The organism is Bradyrhizobium sp. LA6.1, assembly GCF_040547805.1.
GTDB lineage: Bacteria > Pseudomonadota > Alphaproteobacteria > Rhizobiales > Xanthobacteraceae > Bradyrhizobium > Bradyrhizobium barranii.
In genome coordinates this window covers 119,136-136,687 of sequence record NZ_JBEPQK010000015.1, presented here as the reverse complement: position 1 = coordinate 136,687, position 17,552 = coordinate 119,136, and the positions used below count along the sequence as shown (strand labels likewise).

15 protein-coding genes are annotated in these 17,552 nt (G+C 65.1%); 9 read left to right on the top strand and 6 right to left on the bottom strand.

Annotated features, from left to right (window positions below; translation table 11 throughout):
- Positions 1–61: 61 nt before the first annotated feature.
- The 5 genes from ABIB99_RS30840 to ABIB99_RS30820 form a co-directional block, all read right to left on the bottom strand.
- Positions 62–466: a DUF2946 family protein gene (locus ABIB99_RS30840; RefSeq protein ID WP_354179187.1), complete on the bottom strand. Its 405-nt coding sequence runs from the start codon at positions 464–466 to the stop codon at positions 62–64.
- Positions 467–864: 398 nt separating this feature from the next.
- Entirely contained in the window at positions 865–2,928 is a 2,064-nt protein-coding gene (locus ABIB99_RS30835; protein WP_354179185.1) for a hypothetical protein, read from the bottom strand.
- A gap of 7 nt (positions 2,929–2,935) precedes the next feature.
- Positions 2,936–5,749, bottom strand: coding sequence for a DUF4159 domain-containing protein (locus ABIB99_RS30830; protein WP_354179183.1), 2,814 nt, complete (start codon positions 5,747–5,749; stop codon positions 2,936–2,938).
- On the bottom strand, positions 5,746–6,690 hold the full coding sequence (locus ABIB99_RS30825; protein ID WP_028148638.1) for a DUF58 domain-containing protein: 945 nt from the start codon (positions 6,688–6,690) through the stop codon (positions 5,746–5,748). Before ABIB99_RS30825 ends, ABIB99_RS30830 begins: the two co-directional genes overlap by 4 nt.
- The gene (locus ABIB99_RS30820) at positions 6,690–7,688 is read right to left on the bottom strand and encodes an AAA family ATPase (RefSeq protein ID WP_354179181.1); all 999 of its coding nucleotides are present in this window, start codon (positions 7,686–7,688) and stop codon (positions 6,690–6,692) included. The genes ABIB99_RS30825 and ABIB99_RS30820 overlap by 1 nt, the downstream gene beginning before the upstream one ends.
- Before the next feature lie 257 nt (positions 7,689–7,945).
- On the opposite strand from ABIB99_RS30820, the gene ABIB99_RS30815 reads away from it, so the two are divergent.
- The 6 genes from ABIB99_RS30815 to ABIB99_RS30790 all read left to right on the top strand — a co-directional run bounded on the left by ABIB99_RS30815 (position 7,946) and on the right by ABIB99_RS30790 (position 14,016).
- Entirely contained in the window at positions 7,946–8,557 is a 612-nt protein-coding gene (locus tag ABIB99_RS30815) for a DUF1285 domain-containing protein (RefSeq protein ID WP_354179179.1), read from the top strand.
- Positions 8,554–9,225, top strand: coding sequence for a CoA pyrophosphatase (locus tag ABIB99_RS30810; protein ID WP_135216917.1), 672 nt, complete (start codon positions 8,554–8,556; stop codon positions 9,223–9,225). Before ABIB99_RS30815 ends, ABIB99_RS30810 begins: the two co-directional genes overlap by 4 nt.
- Positions 9,222–9,485 carry a DUF6111 family protein gene (locus ABIB99_RS30805; protein ID WP_028148642.1) on the top strand — a complete coding sequence of 88 codons (264 nt, stop codon included), beginning with the start codon at positions 9,222–9,224 and terminating at the stop codon, positions 9,483–9,485. The genes ABIB99_RS30810 and ABIB99_RS30805 overlap by 4 nt, the downstream gene beginning before the upstream one ends.
- A 10-nt stretch (positions 9,486–9,495) precedes the next feature.
- The gene (locus tag ABIB99_RS30800; RefSeq protein WP_354179176.1) at positions 9,496–10,752 is read left to right on the top strand and encodes a CCA tRNA nucleotidyltransferase; all 1,257 of its coding nucleotides are present in this window, start codon (positions 9,496–9,498) and stop codon (positions 10,750–10,752) included.
- The gene (locus tag ABIB99_RS30795; protein WP_028158256.1) at positions 10,749–11,519 is read left to right on the top strand and encodes a sulfite exporter TauE/SafE family protein; all 771 of its coding nucleotides are present in this window, start codon (positions 10,749–10,751) and stop codon (positions 11,517–11,519) included. Before ABIB99_RS30800 ends, ABIB99_RS30795 begins: the two co-directional genes overlap by 4 nt.
- 307 nt (positions 11,520–11,826) lie before the next feature.
- The gene (locus tag ABIB99_RS30790) at positions 11,827–14,016 is read left to right on the top strand and encodes a PQQ-dependent dehydrogenase, methanol/ethanol family (RefSeq protein ID WP_354179174.1); all 2,190 of its coding nucleotides are present in this window, start codon (positions 11,827–11,829) and stop codon (positions 14,014–14,016) included.
- A gap of 53 nt (positions 14,017–14,069) precedes the next feature.
- On the opposite strand, the gene ABIB99_RS30785 is transcribed toward ABIB99_RS30790, so the two are convergent.
- Positions 14,070–15,077 carry a class I SAM-dependent methyltransferase gene (locus ABIB99_RS30785; protein WP_354179172.1) on the bottom strand — a complete coding sequence of 336 codons (1,008 nt, stop codon included), beginning with the start codon at positions 15,075–15,077 and terminating at the stop codon, positions 14,070–14,072.
- Positions 15,078–15,308: 231 nt separating this feature from the next.
- On the opposite strand from ABIB99_RS30785, the gene ABIB99_RS30780 reads away from it, so the two are divergent.
- The 3 genes from ABIB99_RS30780 (at position 15,309) to ABIB99_RS30770 (ending at position 17,436) form a co-directional block, all read left to right on the top strand.
- Positions 15,309–15,689 (top strand): nuclear transport factor 2 family protein, encoded by a 381-nt coding sequence (locus ABIB99_RS30780; RefSeq protein WP_085402511.1) that lies wholly within the window; start codon positions 15,309–15,311, stop codon positions 15,687–15,689.
- Between the two features lie 13 nt (positions 15,690–15,702).
- Entirely contained in the window at positions 15,703–16,632 is a 930-nt protein-coding gene (locus ABIB99_RS30775; protein ID WP_354179170.1) for an NAD(P)-dependent alcohol dehydrogenase, read from the top strand.
- Positions 16,633–16,737: 105 nt separating this feature from the next.
- Entirely contained in the window at positions 16,738–17,436 is a 699-nt protein-coding gene (locus ABIB99_RS30770) for a helix-turn-helix transcriptional regulator (RefSeq protein ID WP_208085097.1), read from the top strand.
- The last annotated feature ends 116 nt before the right edge of the window (positions 17,437–17,552 follow it).

Below are 17,552 nucleotides of genomic sequence, written 5' to 3'. Positions count from 1 at the left end.
AACTTCTCCCGTGCGTTCGCCTGAAAGCGGCGAGCCGGGCGTGATCAAGTGATGTCTGGAGTCAGGACGCGGGAGGGGCGCGGGGCTGGAACGCCGTGCCGGCCGATTTCAGATGGACGAATTCGGCATCGGTGGTGAGCTGAAGCAGCTCGATCGCCTGCGGCAGCAGGAGCAAAGGCGGCGTCGCGGATACGACGGTACCAGCCATCGCGGCCACGGCGCAGATCGCGCAATTGTCCTCGCCCGGCTGCTCCCGGTCAGGGCCGGCGGGCGATTGCTTCTGGACCGCGGCGCGGTCACTCGAAGCGATACTCTTGCCGCTGTCGGTCTGCTGAAGCGAGGACTGGGCGAGGGGGGCGGCCTGGGCGAACCAATGGCTGTGGCCGAACGTCAGCGCGAACTGAACCAGCATCGCGAACAACGCGAGCCGGGCGCCGTGCCTGATATTCGACCGGAACCACTTCATCTGGAAAAGCCACCCCACATCGCGAGGATCAATTCCCCTGATCTCGCGATGTTATAATGTAACATCGCAGCATAGCTCAGCGGATGTCAACAGCGAGCGGACCAATGCGCGCAGGCGACCGAACCGATGTGTCGTTCGGGCAACTAGAGCGCGATGGGTTGAAGTCGAATCGAGTTGGGCCAACTGCGGTGCTCTCTCCGTTCCCTCCCCCCTTGCGGGGGAGGGGCAGGGAGAGGGGTGCCACACGGGGACTCTTTCCGTCGCGCACTCATACGCGATGCATCGCTGACAATCGGCACCTTTTGCTGGGCCACCCCTCTCCCTAGCCCTCCCCCGCAAGGGGGGAACGCACCGCCGTCGCGGCGCTAGGCGAGTCTCATCCATCTCACTTCGGGAGATCAGCGCCCTTCGCGGACCCAGGTGGCGGCAAACGCGCCGAGCAGCAGTAGCAGGCCGATCAGGCCGGCGAAGATCGGCAGCACGCCGACGCCCTTCACGACGCTGGCGTCGCGCATCCGCACGCCCATCCAGCCATCGCCGGCGAAGACGCTCGCCGAACGCACCGGCACGATGCGCGGCAGCTCGACGCTGGTGCCGTCGACCACGCGCACGGCATTGCCGCCGGTCGCCTGCGTCAGCGGCTTCAGGGTTTCGGTCGTGGAGGTGACTTCCGAAAACTCCTTCGGATTGGTCGGACCGACATTGATCAGCGCCTTCAGCGTGCCGTCGGTCGCCTGCCACAGGCCGAGCTCGCTGGCCGGCAGGCTGGCGCGCCACTCGCCGGGATCGGCAGGGCTGAGCGTCAGGTCCTGCGATACGCCGGACGGCGAGGTCACGCTGACCGGCTGGACACTGTCCGACATGGTCTGGCGCACCACGACGAGGTCCTTGCCCTGCACCTGGAGGCGCAGCGCCTCTTCATCGAGGTCCGGCTGCTTCATTAGCCAGTGCGACATCCGCCGCAGCAGGTCGAGATGCGGGCCGCCGCCTTCATAGCCGCGCGCCCACAGCCAGATATGGTCGGAGAGCAAGAGCGCGACGCGGCCCTCGCCGAAGCGCGACAGGAACAGGAGCGGCTTGCCGTCGACGCCCGTCATCACCGGCGGGTTGACCGCATTGCGGGTGTCGACGGTGCGGAAGAACCGGCTCCAGCGCGGCGGTTCGCTCGCGGAGCCTTCGAGGCCGCGCGTGACCGGATGGCGCTTGCCGATCTCCGACAGATGCGCATAGAACGGCTTTTCCGTCACGCCGACCGGTTCTGCCGGCAGCACCGAATCCAGCGGCGTGCGCCAGATGCTGGTGTTGGAAGCATAGTCCGGGCCGGCCGAGACCAGCACCGCGCCGCCCGCGCGGACATAGCGCGCGATGTTGTCGAAATAGGCGATCGGCAGCACGCCCTGGCGGGCGTAGCGGTCGAAGATGATCAGCTGGAATTCGTTGATCTTCTGCTGGAACAGCTCGCGGGTCGGAAACGCGATCAGCGACAACTCGTTGATCGGCGTGCCGTCCTGCTTCTCCGGCGGACGCAGAATGGTGAAGTGCACAAGGTCGACGCTGGCGTCGGACTTCAGCAGGTTGCGCCAGGTGCGCTCGCCGGAATGCGGCTCGCCCGAGACCAGCAGCACGCGCAGCTTGTCGCGCACGCCGTCGATGGCGACGACCGCGCGGTTATTCACCGGCGTCAGCTCTTTCTCGAGCGGCGAGGCCTCGATCTCGACGATGTTGGGGCCGGCATGCTTGATGTCGACGTCGACACTCGCGCTCTGGCCGCTTCCCAGCGTGCGCTCGCCCAGGACCTCGCCGTCCCTGCGGATCGTGACCTTGGCGCGCTCGCCGGTGACGCCCTGGTCGTCGAGGCGGTAGGTGATGGTCTGGGTCTGTCCGACGATGCCGAAGCGCGGCGCGGCCGTGATCGCAATGCGGCGGTCGCGCTCGTCCTTCTGCCCGGTGATCAGCGCGTGCACCGGCGCCTGGAAGCCGAGCCCGGCGGTATTGGCCGGGATGTCGTGGACCCGGCCGTCGGTGATCAGGAACGCGCCGGCGACGCGGTCGACCGGCACGTCCGACAGCGCGGTGGCCAGCGCCCCGAACAGTTTCGTGCCGTCGGTCTCGCCATCGGCCTGTCCGGCGTCGACGACGCGGACCTCGAGGCCCTTGATCTTCTTCAGGCTGTCGACCAGCGCTTCCTGCGCTTGCGCGGCCTCGCGATTGCGGTTGCCGAAATTCTGGCTCGGGCTCTTGTCGACGACGATGGCGGCGACCGAGGTGAGGGGATCGCGGTCCTCGCGGGTGAAGGAGGGATTGGCGAGCGCCAGCAGGAACAGCGCCAGCGCGGCCACGCGCACGGCTGCACCGCGCGCACGCGCCACCAGCAGCACGAGCGCAACGACCACGATCGCGGCGAGCGCGAGCCACAGGACGATCGTGGGAACAAGCGGCGTGAACGCAATGCCGTAATTCATGTCGATCCTATTGCCCCAACCGTTCGATCAGGGCCGGTGCGTGCACCTGGTCGGCCTTGTAGTTGCCGGTCAGGGTGTACATCACGATGTTGGCGCCGGCGCGGTAGGCGAATTCGCGCTGGCGGGCGTCGCCGCCGGACATCGGCAGCATGAACTGACCGTCGAGCCGCTGCGCCCAGGCGCCGGCCAGATCGTTCGAGGTGATGATGATGGGCGAGACGCCGTCGCCGCCGCGGGCCGGCCGCTGCGCGCTGTCGTCGTCCTCATCGCGCGGCAAGGCCTCGACCCAGGTCTGGCCGGTGCTGAAACGGCCCGGGAAGTCGCGCAGCAGATAAAAAGTCTTGGTCAGCACGTGCTCGCGCGGCACCGGCTCGAGCTCGGGCACGTCGAGCGACGACAGGATCTCGCGCAGCGTCTGCATGCCCGGGGTCTGTGCGGCGCCGTTCTCGCCGGGCGGCGCTTCGATCGCGTCGCGGGTGTCGAACAGCACGGTGCCACCCTGCTTCATGTAGGCGTCGATCTTGTTGATGGCATCCTGCGGCGGCTTGGGCGCGCCCGGCACGATCGGCCAGTAGATCAGCGGGAAGAAGGCGAGCTCGTCGCGTCCGGGATCGATGCCGACGGGATCGCCGGCCTCCAGCGCGGTGCGCTGCGCCAGGAATTGCGTCAGACCGGACATGCCGGCCTTGACGATGGAATCGACGTCGGCATTGCCGGTGACGACATAGGCGAGGCGGGTTTGCGACACCGCCTTCATGGCGAACTCGTCGGAGGCGCCATCGGCGCGCGACGGCGCCGGCGCAAGCGACACCAGGCCTGCAAGCGCCAGCCCGACGACGATCATGGCTGTCGCGGCGCGCCGGCGCAGCAGCGCGGCGATCCCGCCGCCGAGCACCGCGACGATGATGGCGTCGATCAGGAACAGCGCGAGCGCCGTCGACAGCAGCCAGCCGCGCAGGTCGCGCGGCTCGGCGTTGGTGTAAGTCGCGTGCCGGGCGCGCAGGCCTGCGGTGTTCAGCGCTGCGATGCGGTCGGAAGCTGCGAGCGTGTTCACGGCGAGCGGTCCTTCTGCCGGACCATAGAAGCCGGGCGGATGATCAGGCGTAGCGCGGTCGCGATAATCCGCGGGCAGCGGCTTTGCGGTGGCCGGTGGCGGACCGAACGCGCCGAAGCCGTCGAGGATGTGCAGCGGCGCCACCGTCTCGGTGCTCGCCTCGGCCGCGACCCCGGGCCCGGGCTTGGCGGTGTAGCCGGACATGTCGACGACCCGGCGCAGCATTTCGACGAAGGTGCCCGACATCGGCAGGTCAGACCAGCGCATGTCGGCGCTGACGTGGAACAGGCTGACCAGGCCCTTGCCGCGATGCTCGCCGGTGACGAGCGGCGTGCCGTCTTCCAGCGAGGCCCAGCTCTTGGTGGCGAGCACCGCGTCGGGCTCGGCCAGCACCTGGCGGTTCACGGTAACGTCCTTGGGGACTGCGACGCCGGCAAACGGGCCGTTCGCTGCGAAGGCGGCGAGATGCTGCGGCTTCTCCCAGGTCAGGCTGCCGCCGAGCGTGCGGCCGCCCTTGCGCAGCTTGACCGGCACGAGATCGTCCTCGGCCTGCGCGAGCCTTGGACCGGCGAAGCGCACCAGCACGCCGCCCTGGTCGATCCAGGCGTTGAGGCGCTCGCGGATTTCAGGAGCGACGGTGCCGACATCGGCGAGGATGATCATCGGCAGCTTCTGGTCGAGGAATTGGGTGATGCCCTGCTGCGGCGAGCCCCGGTCGGCGAGCCGTACGTCGGCGAACGGCGCCAGCGCACGGGTCAGGTAGAAGGTCGGCGCCAGCAGCGGCTGCGCGGTCTCGCTGGTCGTGCCGGTGACGATGCCGATGGCGCGGCGGCGCCACCGCTTGTCGAGCAGTTGCACCGCGCCGGCCGAACGCTCGCCCGATATCTCGAGCCGCGTGATGTCGTTGCGCAGCTCGACCGGCAGGTCGAACGAGGCTTCGGTCTCCTTGTCCTGCAGGCCGAACGAATAACGCGCTTCGCCGATCGGCGAGGACTTCTGGTCCAGCGCGCGCACGGTGCCGACGGCGATGCCGCTGTCGGTGCGCAGCACCTTCACCGTCATCTTGGCGGCGGCGTTCTCGGCGGCGACGAGCGCCAGCGGGGAGGACGTACCGCCTTCGAACACTGTCAGGCTGCGATCTCCGATGGTCTTGCCAAGGCCCTGCACGAAATCCTCGCCACGGCCGGTATCGACGCCATCCGAGACCCAGGCGATCTCGCAGTCGCCGGTGGCCTTCAGGAAGCGGTCGATGGCGGTCAGGGTTTCAACGCGATCGATCGAGTAGGGCTTTGGCGCGAGCTGGCGCAGTGCGACGCGCGCCGCACCCGCCGGCATCAGGGTGATGTCGCGGTTCGGCTCGGACAGCGGCACCAGCGCGATGGCGCGGCGGTCGTTGTCGGCATTGGCGATCAGCTCGTCGGCGGCCCTGACCCTGACATCCCAGTGCGATGCGGCGCTCCAGCCGTCGTCGAACATGATCATCAGCGGCGCCTTGCTGCCGGCGGCGCCGGTCTGCGGATTCCAGATCGGGCCGGCGGCGGCGAAAATGACGAGGGCCGCAGCCAGGAGCCGCAGCGCGGTCAGCCACCACGGCGTCCGTGAGGGCGTCTCTTCGCGAGGTGCGATGTCGAACAGCAGGCGCGTCGGCGGAAACTCGATGCGGCGCGGCCGCGGCGGCATCACGCGCAGCAGCCACCACAGCACCGGCAGGCTGACGAGGCCGATCAGGAGCAGCGGTTCGGTGAAGGCGAGCGGCAATCCCATCATGCGGCCGGCCCCACCTTGATCGTCGTGGTGCGGGTGCCCGATTTGCTCACCTGCATGCCGGCATGCAGGAACAGCAAGAGCTCGGCGGCGGAGCGGTCGGTCGCATGGGTCGTGAACAGCCAGTTGAGTCTGCTGGTCTCGGCGCGGATCTGGTCGCGGTGCAGCGCGAGCCGCGCGGTGTAGTCCTGTGCCCAGGTCTCGGCGCGGCCCGCCGTGATCACGCCGAAGCCCTCGGGCTCGACGAACTCGACGCGGCCGGAATAAGGGAACGACTCTTCGGCGGGATCGACCACCTGTACCATCGTGCCATGCGCGCCGGAACCGGACAGGCCCGCGAGCGTGGATTTGATCTCCGCGATCGGCGACCAGAAATCCGACAGCACGATGATCTCGGCGAGCGCGGAAGGCACGAAGGACGGCGGCAGGCTCAGCCGGTCGGCATCGTCATGCAGCATCGCCTGCGCCATCTTGTCGATGACGCTGCGGCTCGCGGTCGGCGCCATCAGTCCGGGAATGCCGACGCGTTCGCCGCCCGAGACCAGCAGCTCGGCCAGCGCGAAGGCGACGATCAGCGTCCGCTCGAGCTTGGATTCGCGCGCGGTCTTGGAGGCGAACGCCATCGAGGGCGAGCGGTCGGGCCAGATCCACACCGTGTGCGAGGCTTCCCATTCGAGTTCGCGCACATAGAGATGGTCGTCACGCGCCGAGCGGCGCCAGTCGACGTTCTGCGCCGGCTCGCCGGAGACGAAGCGGCGGTATTGCCAGAAATTTTCGCCGGAACCGGCGCGGCGCCTTCCGTGCAGGCCGTGGATGACGTTGGCGGCGATACGGCGGGCTTCGAGCACCAGGCGCGGCAGCGAAGCGGCGAGCGTACGGCTTTCGCCATCGGCACGTCGGATCGCGATGATCTCCTTCGCTGTGTGCCCGTTGTCTGCGGCCATCAACCGATCCGAGCCTTCAATTGTTTGATCACGTCCGGAATCGTGCGGCCTTCGGCGCGCGCCTGGAACGTCAGCGCCATGCGGTGCTTCAATATGGGCTCGGCGAGGTCGAGCACGTCGTCGATCGAGGGCGCGAGGCGTCCGTCGATCAGCGCGCGTGCGCGCACGGCGAGCATCAAGGATTGGCTGGCGCGCGGGCCGGGACCCCAGGCGATGAACTTGCCGGTCTCGCCGCTCTCCTCGCCCGGACGGGCCGAGCGGACCAGCGACAGGATCGCCTCCACCACGGAATCGCCGACCGGCAGACGGCGGATCAGCCGCTGCGCGGTGATCAGCGCATCTGCGTTCATCGATCCCTTCGCCAGCGTCTCCTCGGCACCCGTGGTCTCGAACAGGATGCGGCGCTCGGCGTCGCGATCGGGATAGTCGACGTCGATCTCCATCAGGAAGCGGTCGAGCTGGGCTTCCGGCAGCGGATAGGTGCCTTCCTGCTCGAGCGGGTTCTGCGTGGCGAGCACGTGGAACGGCTTCGGCAGGTCGTGCCGCGCGCCAGCGACAGTGATGTGCTGCTCTTGCATCGCCTGGAGCAGCGCCGACTGCGTGCGCGGGCTGGCGCGGTTGATCTCATCGGCCATCAGCAGCTGCGCGAACACCGGACCGGAGATGAAGCGGAAGGAACGCTTGCCGCCGGTGCTCTCGTCGAGCACTTCGGCGCCGAGAATATCCGACGGCATCAAATCGGGCGTGAACTGGATGCGCTTGGCGTCGAGACCCAGCGTGATGCCGAGCGTCTCGACCAGCTTGGTCTTGGCGAGGCCGGGCACGCCGATCAGCAGCGCATGACCGCCGGAGAGGATGGTGACGAGCGTGTTCTCGATCACCCGATCCTGGCCGAAGATGACGGACGCGATTGCGTCTTTCGCCGCGCGGATCTGGCTCGATACCTGCTCGGCCGAACGGACGATTCCGTCTTCCAGTTTCTCGACACTTTCCGCCATCCGTCAGCTCCTTAAGTCCGCCACGCGGCCCGCTTGCGTCGTCAAGTCATCACAAGTCGCACATGGGCCCTATGCTAGACTTGCAGGAAGGCCATGTATTCGTTGAATTAACCTATCCCCACCTTATCGGCTTAGGGATATGTAGGGCATCACGAAGTGGCGACCTCCACACCGGGTTAATCCGGTGTGGAACCGCGCACCCGGGTACAACGTAAAACCTGCACCAATCGTGCCAACAGACAAAGTCAGGGCAAACCATGGCGAACCAAGGGCAGAGCGCCGATCGAGGTCTTGAGGGGCTGACTGCCGCCGCCAAAACTGCCGCCTATGCCGAAGGCGCCACGAAAGGCCTGCCTCCGGTGCATCTGTGGAATCCGCCGTTTTGCGGCGATCTCGACATCCGAATCGCTTCCGACGGTACTTGGTTCTACATGGGTACGCCGATCGGCCGCCCTGCGCTGGTTCGCCTGTTCTCGACGGTCCTGAAGCGCGAAGGCGACAAGCATTTTCTCGTCACGCCTGTGGAGAAGGTCGGCATTCGCGTCGACGACGCGCCGTTCATGGCGGTCGAGATGCAGAAGGACGGCGAGGACAACCATCGCGTGCTCCGCTTCCGCACCAATGTCGACGACTGGGTCACCTGCGATGCCGCGCACCGGCTGCGCTTCGAGCAGGCCAGGGAGGGCGGGCTGACGCCATATTTGCATGTCCGCGCCGATCTCTGGGCCAAGGTCACCCGCGCGCTCTACTACGATCTGGTTGACATGGGTGAGGAGCGGATGGTCGATGGCCAGCCGATGTTCGGCGTCGAGTCGGCCGGCGAATTCTTCGCCATGGCCGACGCGGAGCAGGTGAGGGCCGCACTTTGAACAAGCCTATCCTGAAGAGCGGTCCGGTCGTGATCGGCGCGGCCGATTTCTTCGCCCGATCCCGGGCGAGGCTCGGCTTCGACGTGCCGCCCGGCCTCTATGATCCGAACGTCATCCCGGCCTCGGGCGATCCCGGCACCGACAAGATGCTCGAGATCGTCGCGCGCGAGCAGCCGGTGCGGCCGGCTGCGGTCCTGATCGCCGTGGTCGACCGTCCCGAGCCGACCATCCTGCTGACGCAGCGCTCGGCGCATCTCAACGACCACGCCGGCCAGATCGCTTTCCCCGGCGGCAAGATCGACGCGATCGACGCCTCGCCGCTCGATGCGGCTTTGCGCGAGGCCGAGGAGGAGGTCGGCCTGTCCAGAGACTTCGTCGAGCCGATCGGCTATCTCGATCTCTACGGCACCGCTTTCGGCTTCCGCATCCTGCCGACGGTCGCCAAGGTGCGGCCCGGCTTCGAGCTCGCCATCAACCATTCGGAGGTTGATGATGCCTTCGAGGTACCGCTATCCTTCCTGATGAACCCGGTGAACCACCAGGTGCACAGCAAGGAATTCCGCGGCATGGAGCGGTTTTACTACGCGATGCCGTTCGCGGAACGCTACATCTGGGGTGCGACGGCCGGAATGTTGCGTGTGCTGTATGAGCGGATCTACTCATCATGATCCGGCCGATTCTGACCGAGATCGGAATCTTCCTCATCCCCTTTGCCGTCTATGCGCTGTTCCTGGCCGCCACCCGCTCCGGCCTGTTCGCGCGATCGTCCTGGCCGGTCACCGTCGTCGCGCGCCTGGTCCTGGCCGCGCTCGTGCTTGTCATCGCGGGGCTGATCGGCTTCGCGCATTTCTCCGGCGCCGCACCGGACTCGACCTACGTTCCCGCCCATATCGAGAACGGCAGGCTCGTGCCGGGCGTGGAAAAATAGGGGCTGGACCATGAGCGCAGAGCCGTTACTCGCCAATGCGCCCTGGCTAACCTCTGGCGGGACGGCGCGCGTCCTGACGCTGCTCAACGGCAACGGCGAGGAAGCGCGCGTGGTCGGCGGCGCCGTGCGCAATGCGTTGCTCGGTCTCGTGCCCGGCGACATCGACATCGCGACCACGGCGCGGCCCGACGAGGTGATGCGCCGCGCCAAGGCTGCCGGCATCAAGAGCGTGCCGACCGGCATCGACCACGGCACCATCACGCTGGTCATCGACGGCACGCCTTACGAAGTCACGACACTGCGCGAGGACACCGAGACCTTCGGCCGCAAGGCCAAGGTCGCGTTCGGCCGCGACTGGGTGAAGGACGCCGAGCGCCGCGACTTCACCATGAATGGACTTTCGGCCGATGCGATGGGCGTCGTCTACGACTATGTCGGCGGGATCGCGGATGCGGCCGCGCGGCGCGTGCGCTTCATCGGCGATCCCGACCAGCGCATCGCCGAGGATTTCCTGCGCATCCTGCGCTTCTTCCGCATCCACGCCGCCTTCGGGGCCGGCGAGCCCGACCGCGACGGGTATCTCGCCTGCATCCGCGGCCGCGCGGGTCTTGCGAGCCTGTCGGCCGAGCGGGTGCGCATGGAGATGCTGAAGCTGCTGGTCGCTCACGGTGCCTCTGACGCTGCGGTCGCGATGGCGGATGGCGGGTTGCTGCAAGCGCTGAGCGGAGGCGTCGTCTATACCGGGCCGCTGTCGGCTATGATCGCGATCGAGGCCGCGCTTGGCTTGCCGGCAAGCAACACACGGCGGCTCGCCGCGCTGACGGTCGCCGTGACCGAAGATGCCAAGCGCGTCGCCACGCGCTTGCGGCTCTCCAATGTCGAAAGCAAGGCGCTGGATTCGATGGGGCATCGCTGGTGGCGCTTCGCCACCAAGGACGAGGCCAATGCGCGGCGGTTGCTCTACCGGCTCGGCGCGGAGCGCTATCACGATCGCGTGTTGCTCGGCTGGGCGCGGGCCGGCGGCGACGTCGGATCGTCGCGTTGGCGTGCGCTCGCCGAGCTGCCGCAGCGCTGGACTGCGCCGAAATTTCCGCTTCGCGCGGCCGACTTCATCGCCCGCGGCATGGCGGAAGGACCCGCGCTCGGGCATGTGCTGACGCTCGCCGAGGACGCTTGGCTTGCGGCGGATTTTCCCCTAGAGGAAGCCGCGCTCGCTTCCATCGCCGATCAAGCAGCGGCACGCGTCAGCCGCGATGAGAGAACGTGACCATCGTCTCAGGCTTCGCCGACATCTCGATCCTTCAGCTCCTGCTGGTCGCGTTGATGGCGTTGTTTGCTTCGATCATCGGTGGTCTCGCCGGCTACGGCACCGGCGCGCTGATGCCGCTCGTGCTGGTGCCGCTGGTCGGCGCCGAGCCCGTGGTGCCGATCATCGCGATCTCCGCGATCTTCACCAATTCAAGCCGCGCGCTCGCCTATCTGCGCTATGCCGATCGCCGCCGCGCGCTGATCGTGCTCGCCTGTGCGGCGCTGACGACCGCGCTCGGCGCCTACGGCTACACGCGGCTGACCAATGCGGGCGCCGCGCTCGTGATCGGCTCCATGCTGATCCTCAGCGTGCCGCTGCGCCGCGTGCTCCGCCGCCGCCAGGTCAGGATCGGCGACACCGGCCTTGCCGCCGGCTCCGTCGGTTACGGCGTGCTGGTCGGCGGCACCTCCGGCTCCGGCGTGATCCTGCTCTCGCTCTTGATGGCCGCGGGCCTCGAAGGCGCCGCCGTGATCGCGACCGATGCGATGATCTCGCTCGGCACCGGCCTCATCAAGATCTCGGTGTTCGGCCTCGCCGGCGCCGTCACCGCGCAGGTGCTCGCCTTCGCGCTGCTGATCGGCGCGATTGCGATCCCCGGCGCATTCCTCGCGAAAGCTTTCGTCGAACGCATGCCGGTGCATATCCACACGGCGATCCTCGATGTTGCTGTCATCACGGGCGGGCTGGTGATGATCTCGGCTGCGGCAAGGTCGCTGATCGCATAGATGACTCCGGTCCGATTGGCGTTCGCGATGTCCTTTCAAGGACGGACATTCCGTCCCAATGCTTGCACGCCACCAAATGCTAACCGAAACACCCGATCTTGACTACCGAGGGTTGAAAAGATTTCCGCCGATGACGGCCGTGGGCCGGTGGCCAAGCAGGACGCTTTCTTACAACTGCAATCGGGCATGTCAGGACTGAAATGCTTCAGTAGCACCGTCAAGGCAGGTTTGAGACTTCATATCAACGGAAGCGGGCGCAGGCATGCGCACGCATCGTGGTCTCGACATGCACGGAGGAGGGTGAGGCATGGGACGATCCAACACAGAGCGCCAATGGCTTGAAAAAAAGTCGCGCAACCGGTCCAGGATTCAGATTGCCTTCCGTGGGATCAGTGCCGTTCTTGTTCTCTTTCCTGCTCTCCTGGGTCTTTCTCTCCCTTCCAGTGCATGGGCGCAGAGTGGGACCGACGCGAAGCCGGACCGCATCAAGGCGAATATCTCGAGAGTCGACAGCGCCTTCATTGAAGCCAATACGAAGACGTCCAGGAATTGGCCGACCGTCGGCCTCGACTACGCCGAAACGCGGTTCAGCAAGCTCAATCAGATCAACACTGACAACGTCAGGGATCTCGGGCTCGTCTGGAGTTACAATCTGGAATCATCGCGCGGCATCGAGGCAACGCCCCTCGTCGTCGACGGCATCATGTATCAGTCGGCCCCCTGGAATGTGGTTCATGCCATTGACGCGCGGACCGGGACAAAAATCTGGTCGTTCGATCCGGGTGTTGACCGGTCGAAGACCTATCGCGGCTGCTGCGATGCCGTCAGCCGTGGCCTCGCGCTCTACAAGGGCAAGGTCTTCGAAGCCGCCTATGACGGGCGCCTGATCGCGCTCGATGCCGCGACCGGAGCCAAGCTCTGGGAAACGGACACGCTGATCGATCACGAGCATTCCTACACGATCACCGGCGCGCCGCGCGTCTTCAACGGCAAGGTCGTGATCGGCCAGAGCGGTGCCGAGTATGGTGTGCGCGGCTATGTCACGGCGTACGACAGCGAGACGGGCAAGCAACTCTGGCGCTGGTTCACCGTGCCCGGCGATCCATCGAAGCCATTTGAAGACGCTTCGATGGAAGCCGCGGCGAAGACCTGGGATCCAGCCGGGAAGTATTGGATCAACGGCGGCGGTGGCGCGCCATGGGACTCGATCACGTTCGATCCCGATCTGAACATGGTTTATGTCGGCACCGGAAACGGCGGTCCCTGGAATCGCAAGCTTCGCAGTCCGTCGGGTGGCGACAATCTCTATCTGGGCTCGATCGTCGCGCTCAACGCCGACACGGGCCGGTATATCTGGCACTACCAGGAGACGCCGGGCGACAATTGGGACTATACATCGACCCAGCCGATGATCCTGGCCGACATCAAGATCGACAATGTGCCGCGCAAGGTGATCCTGCACGCGCCGAAAAACGGCTTCTTCTTCGTCATCGATCGCACCAACGGCAAGTTCATCTCGGCGAAGAATTTTGTCGATGTGAATTGGGCGACGGGATATGATGCCAACGGACGGCCGATCGAGCTGCCGGCGGCGCGCGACGCAGATCAATACGAGTCGATTCCGGGACCGGACGGGGCTCACAACTGGCAGCCGATGTCGTTCAATCCGCTGACCGGCCTCGTCTACCTTCCGGCGCAGCACATCCCGGTCAATCTGTCGCCGGAAAAGTCGTTCGTGCAGAATGCTGCTGCGCCGGGCAAGCTCGGCGGCTTGCTGGGCGGGAATATCGGTTTCGTTTTCAACCCTCCGAAGTCGGCCCCATTCGGACGTCTGCTCGCCTGGGATCCGGTGCATCAAAAGGAAGTCTGGCGCGTCGAGCACGTGTCGCCGTGGAACGGCGGGACGCTGACCACCGCCGGCAACCTGGTTTTCCAGGGGACGGCGGATGGCCGCTTCGTCGCTTATGATGCGGCAAACGGAACCAAGCTGTGGGAAATGCCGACCGGCACCGGCGCGGTGGCGGCCGCCGCAACCTACATGGTCGACGACAGGCAATACATCTCGATTGCTGTCGGCTGGGGCGGCTCCTACGGCCTGACGCACCGCGCGACCGAGTACCAGAACCCGGGAACGATCTACACATACGCACTCGGCGGCACGGCGCAGCTGCCAGCGTTCGTCAAATATCAGACCGAAGGTCTGCTGCAGGGCGTGAAGTATGATCCGAAGGACATCAGGGAAGGCGGCGAGATCTATGTCGCGGCAGCCTGCGTCGCCTGCCACGGCGTGCCTGGCGTCGGCCGCGGCGGCAACATCATCAATCTCGGCTACGCCAGCGCCGAAGAGATCACCAATCTGAGGCATATCCTCTTCCACGGTCCATTCCGCGACCAGGGCATGCCGGATTTCAGCGGCAAGTTGACGGAAGGGGACGTCGGCAAACTCCAGGCCTTCATACAGGGAACTGTTGATGCCATCAGACCGAAGAGCAGGTGATGAGCCAGCAAGGCGCTGCGGCAGCGAGCGGCCCGTTCGACCGTGGCCGCCCGTCACGCGCCTTTGTCGATCTTCACCCAGAGCGCACTGCCGAGCGTCGATGAGTTCCTGGCCGCGTAGGCCCATGCCGGCAAGCGCAATGGTGCAAGCGCAAGTGCGATCACGGCTTGCCCAATCCGCTGCGCTTTGCTTCGCGGCAGGCCGCGCACGAATTCACTGACGCTGCCCGGCTTCTCCGCCCTGCGCAAAAAGCTGTCCACGATGTCTTCCCTGAGGAACTTCAGGAGATCGAATGGCTCCCGCTCGCAAATGCTCAATTGCAGGCCGTGTCGTCGACATACCGCATCAAACGCGTCCTTCGTCCAGCGGCCAATGTGGTTCGGCGGCATGTCGATGAGCGATCCGTGGCCCTCCATGTAGTGCGTTCGGATATCATTCGGCACGGCGATGAAGACAGAGCCTTGCGCCTTGAGAAGGTATTTCAATCGCGCGAAGACGTCATCCACCCGGTCCATGTGCTCGAACACCTGAAACATGAAGATGATGTCGAAGGCCTCCTTCATCGGAGTGAAGCCATCCTCCCGAAGGTCGACCGAAAAGGTCTTGTAGCCTTTCGATCGCAATGCCTGTTGCGCTGCTTCGTTGTAGTCGACCGCGTAAATATCGGACGCGTGAAAGAGTTTGTCCCTGATGTGATCGAGAAAATAGCCAAACCCGGCCCCGACATCGATCGCCGTTTTTCCGGCAGTGCCGAGGCCGCTCAGCTCCTCGATCGTCCTCTCATACTCCCATTTCATGGTTGGATAGGAAGGGTGGGGCGCGGCCAGGTTATAGAACTCGGCGCCGCCCGCGACGAACGGATCTGCAAATCCAAATCCGCAATCCGCGCATTTGCGGATATCGCAGGTGTCGCGGCCCCAGAGCAGCGACAGGTGGCTTATTAACTTTCGAGAGCGATCCGGATACTGGCGCGGGCTGACGAAGGATCGAGAGGCCTGATCTGCGGTCACTTCAAACAGTTTGGCAGTTGATCCACTGCCGCATGCTGGACAGGTGCTCATCTCTCCTGACCTCATTCAGGTCTTTCGGTGGAAAGTGGTTGCGACCAATTGTCTCGTCATCATTCAAATGAAGGTTGGCGGAGCGCGAGGTCCGGGGCAGTGGACAGGACAGGGGAGGCAGGCCGCTCGCGGCGCGAAGGCGCCTTCGGCTGCGCCGATTTCCTACTGCCAGAATCTGTCACTGGCCTGCGCTAGGTCTTCTTTCAGGGCATTTTTACTGAAAGGAAGACGATGAAAACCCAGAGCAACGGCCAGGCGCTGCAGATCGCCAAGACCTACATCGAGGCCATCGCCAGCAGGAGCGTGGATACGATTACTTCCGTGTCGGCGGACGACGTTGTTTGCACGTCGCCACGCGGGCGGATCGCCGGCATGCAGAAGTTTCGCGAATTCCACGAGGGTTTCGCCCGCATGATCAAGAAGGTCACGGTTCTCGCCGTCTACGGCGACGATGATCAGGCTGTCGTCGTTTACAGCGCGGACACCCATCCGGTTGCCAACGCCGTCGTCGCGGAACTCCTCAAGGTGAAGAACGGCAAGATCGCGTCGACCGAAGTGATCTACGACGCGACTCCGTTCGCCGCCTACACGGCGACCGTCCAACCGCACTAAGGCACGATCGATCATGAAACGGATTCAATATTACAGCTACGGCTGCCCTGAAACGATGAAGCTCGAAGCCTTCGAGCTGAAGGCTCCGGGGACCGGCGAAGTCGCGGTCATGGTCAAGTTCGCCGCCATCAATCCCATCGATTGGAAGGTGCGCAATGGCTATCTCAAAATGGTGACGGGGAAGAAATTTCCGCGTGCCATGGGCAGCGATTTTTCCGGCATCGTGACCGCTGTCGGCGCTGGTGTCACGCGCTTCAAGATTGGCGATCCCGTATTCGGCATGGCGCAGATAAAGCATGGCGGCGCGCTTGGGGAAGCCGTCATCGCTCCCCAAACCTTCGTCGCCAGGAGGCCGGATTCAGTCTCGTTCGAGGACGCGGCTTGCCTGGCTACGCCGGGGGTCACCGCATGGAACGGCCTCGTGGACAAGGCTGCCCTGAAATCCGGCAGCCAGGTGTTCATCAACGGCTGCACCGGCGCTGTCGGCGAGGCCACGGTGCAGCTCGCAAAGATGTTCGGGGCGACCGTCGCGGGGACATGCAGTGCGCAGGCGATGCAGCGAGCCCGTGACTTGGACGTCCAGCCTCTCTTCGATTATCGGGCCACCGATCTGTCGAAGATCCGTGAACGCTTCGACGTAGTGTATGACACGGCGGGAACGATGGCGGTTGCTGCCGGGGTTGGCCTGCTTCGCGAAGGCGGCGTGTACCTCGATATCAATCCAGCGCCAATCAAGTTCATCAGTGCGATCTTCAACCGGAAACTCAAGCCGATCGTCTGCACCGCGCGGGCTGATATCCTTGACGGCCTTGCCGTCGCTTCGGCGAATGGAAAGCTGCGCTTGCCAGTTGCTGAGACCGTGCGTCTGAACGATGCGATCCCGCTCATCGCGGCGCTTGAAGCCGGGCACAAGCTCGCCGGAAAGGCTCTGGTAGCGATGTAAATGCCGTCTGGGGCAGTGAGGCGGCGCAGCCACTCAAAGCCCCGCCGCCCGTCGCCCGCGACGCCTACTGCCATTTTTTGGCAGGATTCGTGCTAGACTTGGTCTATGTCGAAGAGCCAACGATTATTCGACCTCATGCAGATCTTGCGGCGGCACCGCACCCCGGTGTCGGGCAACGACCTTGCGGCTGAGGCGGGTGTGTCGTTGCGAACGATTTATCGCGACATCGCCGACTTGCAGGGCTTGGGCGCACAAATCGACGGTGAGCCTGGCTTTGGCTATGTCTTGCAACCCGGCTTCCTCCTTCCTCCCCTGATGTTCTCGGAACAGGAAATCCAAGCCTTGGCGCTGGGCGCCCAATGGGTATCTCGCCAGACTGATGATGAGTTCGCGCTGGCGGCGCGTGACGCGCTCGCTAAAATTGGCGCGGTCCTTCCCTCGGAGCTGCAACACAAGCTGGACGACAGTGCCTTTCACGTAGGGCGAAGGTCGAAGCAGCCCGAAGCCGTCGACCTTCGCGTCGTGCGGCAAGCCATGCGCGACCAACACAAGCTTTCCATTGTGTATCGCGACCCGCAAGGCGCGAAGACCACGCGGATCATCTGGCCAATTGGCGTCGGCTTTTTCGATTCCCGGCGCATCATTGCCGGCTGGTGCGAAATGAGGAAGGACTTCCGCTCATTCCGGGCGGATCGGATAGAAAAGATCAAGCTCAGGACGGAACGCTATCCCGGTCGCCGTCGCGATCTCGTCAAGCAATGGCGGGCTCAAGTCGACGCGGAACGTCGCAAGACTCTCGGCTGATCTCACCACCGGGTCCGACGCCATGCCGACGAGCTATCACCTGCTGGTGCGCTTCACCATCGCCGGCGTGAGGGCCGCCTGACGCCTTCCGGGGTTAGAGCGGGCGCCGAAAATTA

What these genes read in the sequence shown, in the direction of transcription:
- ABIB99_RS30840 (WP_354179187.1), bottom strand. Translation starts at nt 466, where the DNA reads ATGAAGTGGTTCCGGTCGAATATCAGGCACGGCGCCCGGCTCGCGTTG.
- ABIB99_RS30835 (WP_354179185.1), bottom strand. Translation starts at nt 2,928, where the DNA reads ATGAATTACGGCATTGCGTTCACGCCGCTTGTTCCCACGATCGTCCTG.
- ABIB99_RS30830 (WP_354179183.1), bottom strand. Translation starts at nt 5,749, where the DNA reads ATGATGGGATTGCCGCTCGCCTTCACCGAACCGCTGCTCCTGATCGGC.
- ABIB99_RS30825 (WP_028148638.1), bottom strand. Translation starts at nt 6,690, where the DNA reads ATGGCCGCAGACAACGGGCACACAGCGAAGGAGATCATCGCGATCCGA.
- ABIB99_RS30820 (WP_354179181.1), bottom strand. Translation starts at nt 7,688, where the DNA reads ATGGCGGAAAGTGTCGAGAAACTGGAAGACGGAATCGTCCGTTCGGCC.
- ABIB99_RS30815 (WP_354179179.1), top strand. Translation starts at nt 7,946, where the DNA reads ATGGCGAACCAAGGGCAGAGCGCCGATCGAGGTCTTGAGGGGCTGACT.
- ABIB99_RS30805 (WP_028148642.1), top strand. Translation starts at nt 9,222, where the DNA reads ATGATCCGGCCGATTCTGACCGAGATCGGAATCTTCCTCATCCCCTTT.
- ABIB99_RS30800 (WP_354179176.1), top strand. Translation starts at nt 9,496, where the DNA reads ATGAGCGCAGAGCCGTTACTCGCCAATGCGCCCTGGCTAACCTCTGGC.
- ABIB99_RS30790 (WP_354179174.1), top strand. Translation starts at nt 11,827, where the DNA reads ATGGGACGATCCAACACAGAGCGCCAATGGCTTGAAAAAAAGTCGCGC.
- ABIB99_RS30785 (WP_354179172.1), bottom strand. Translation starts at nt 15,077, where the DNA reads ATGAGCACCTGTCCAGCATGCGGCAGTGGATCAACTGCCAAACTGTTT.
- ABIB99_RS30780 (WP_085402511.1), top strand. Translation starts at nt 15,309, where the DNA reads ATGAAAACCCAGAGCAACGGCCAGGCGCTGCAGATCGCCAAGACCTAC.
- ABIB99_RS30775 (WP_354179170.1), top strand. Translation starts at nt 15,703, where the DNA reads ATGAAACGGATTCAATATTACAGCTACGGCTGCCCTGAAACGATGAAG.
- ABIB99_RS30770 (WP_208085097.1), top strand. Translation starts at nt 16,738, where the DNA reads ATGTCGAAGAGCCAACGATTATTCGACCTCATGCAGATCTTGCGGCGG.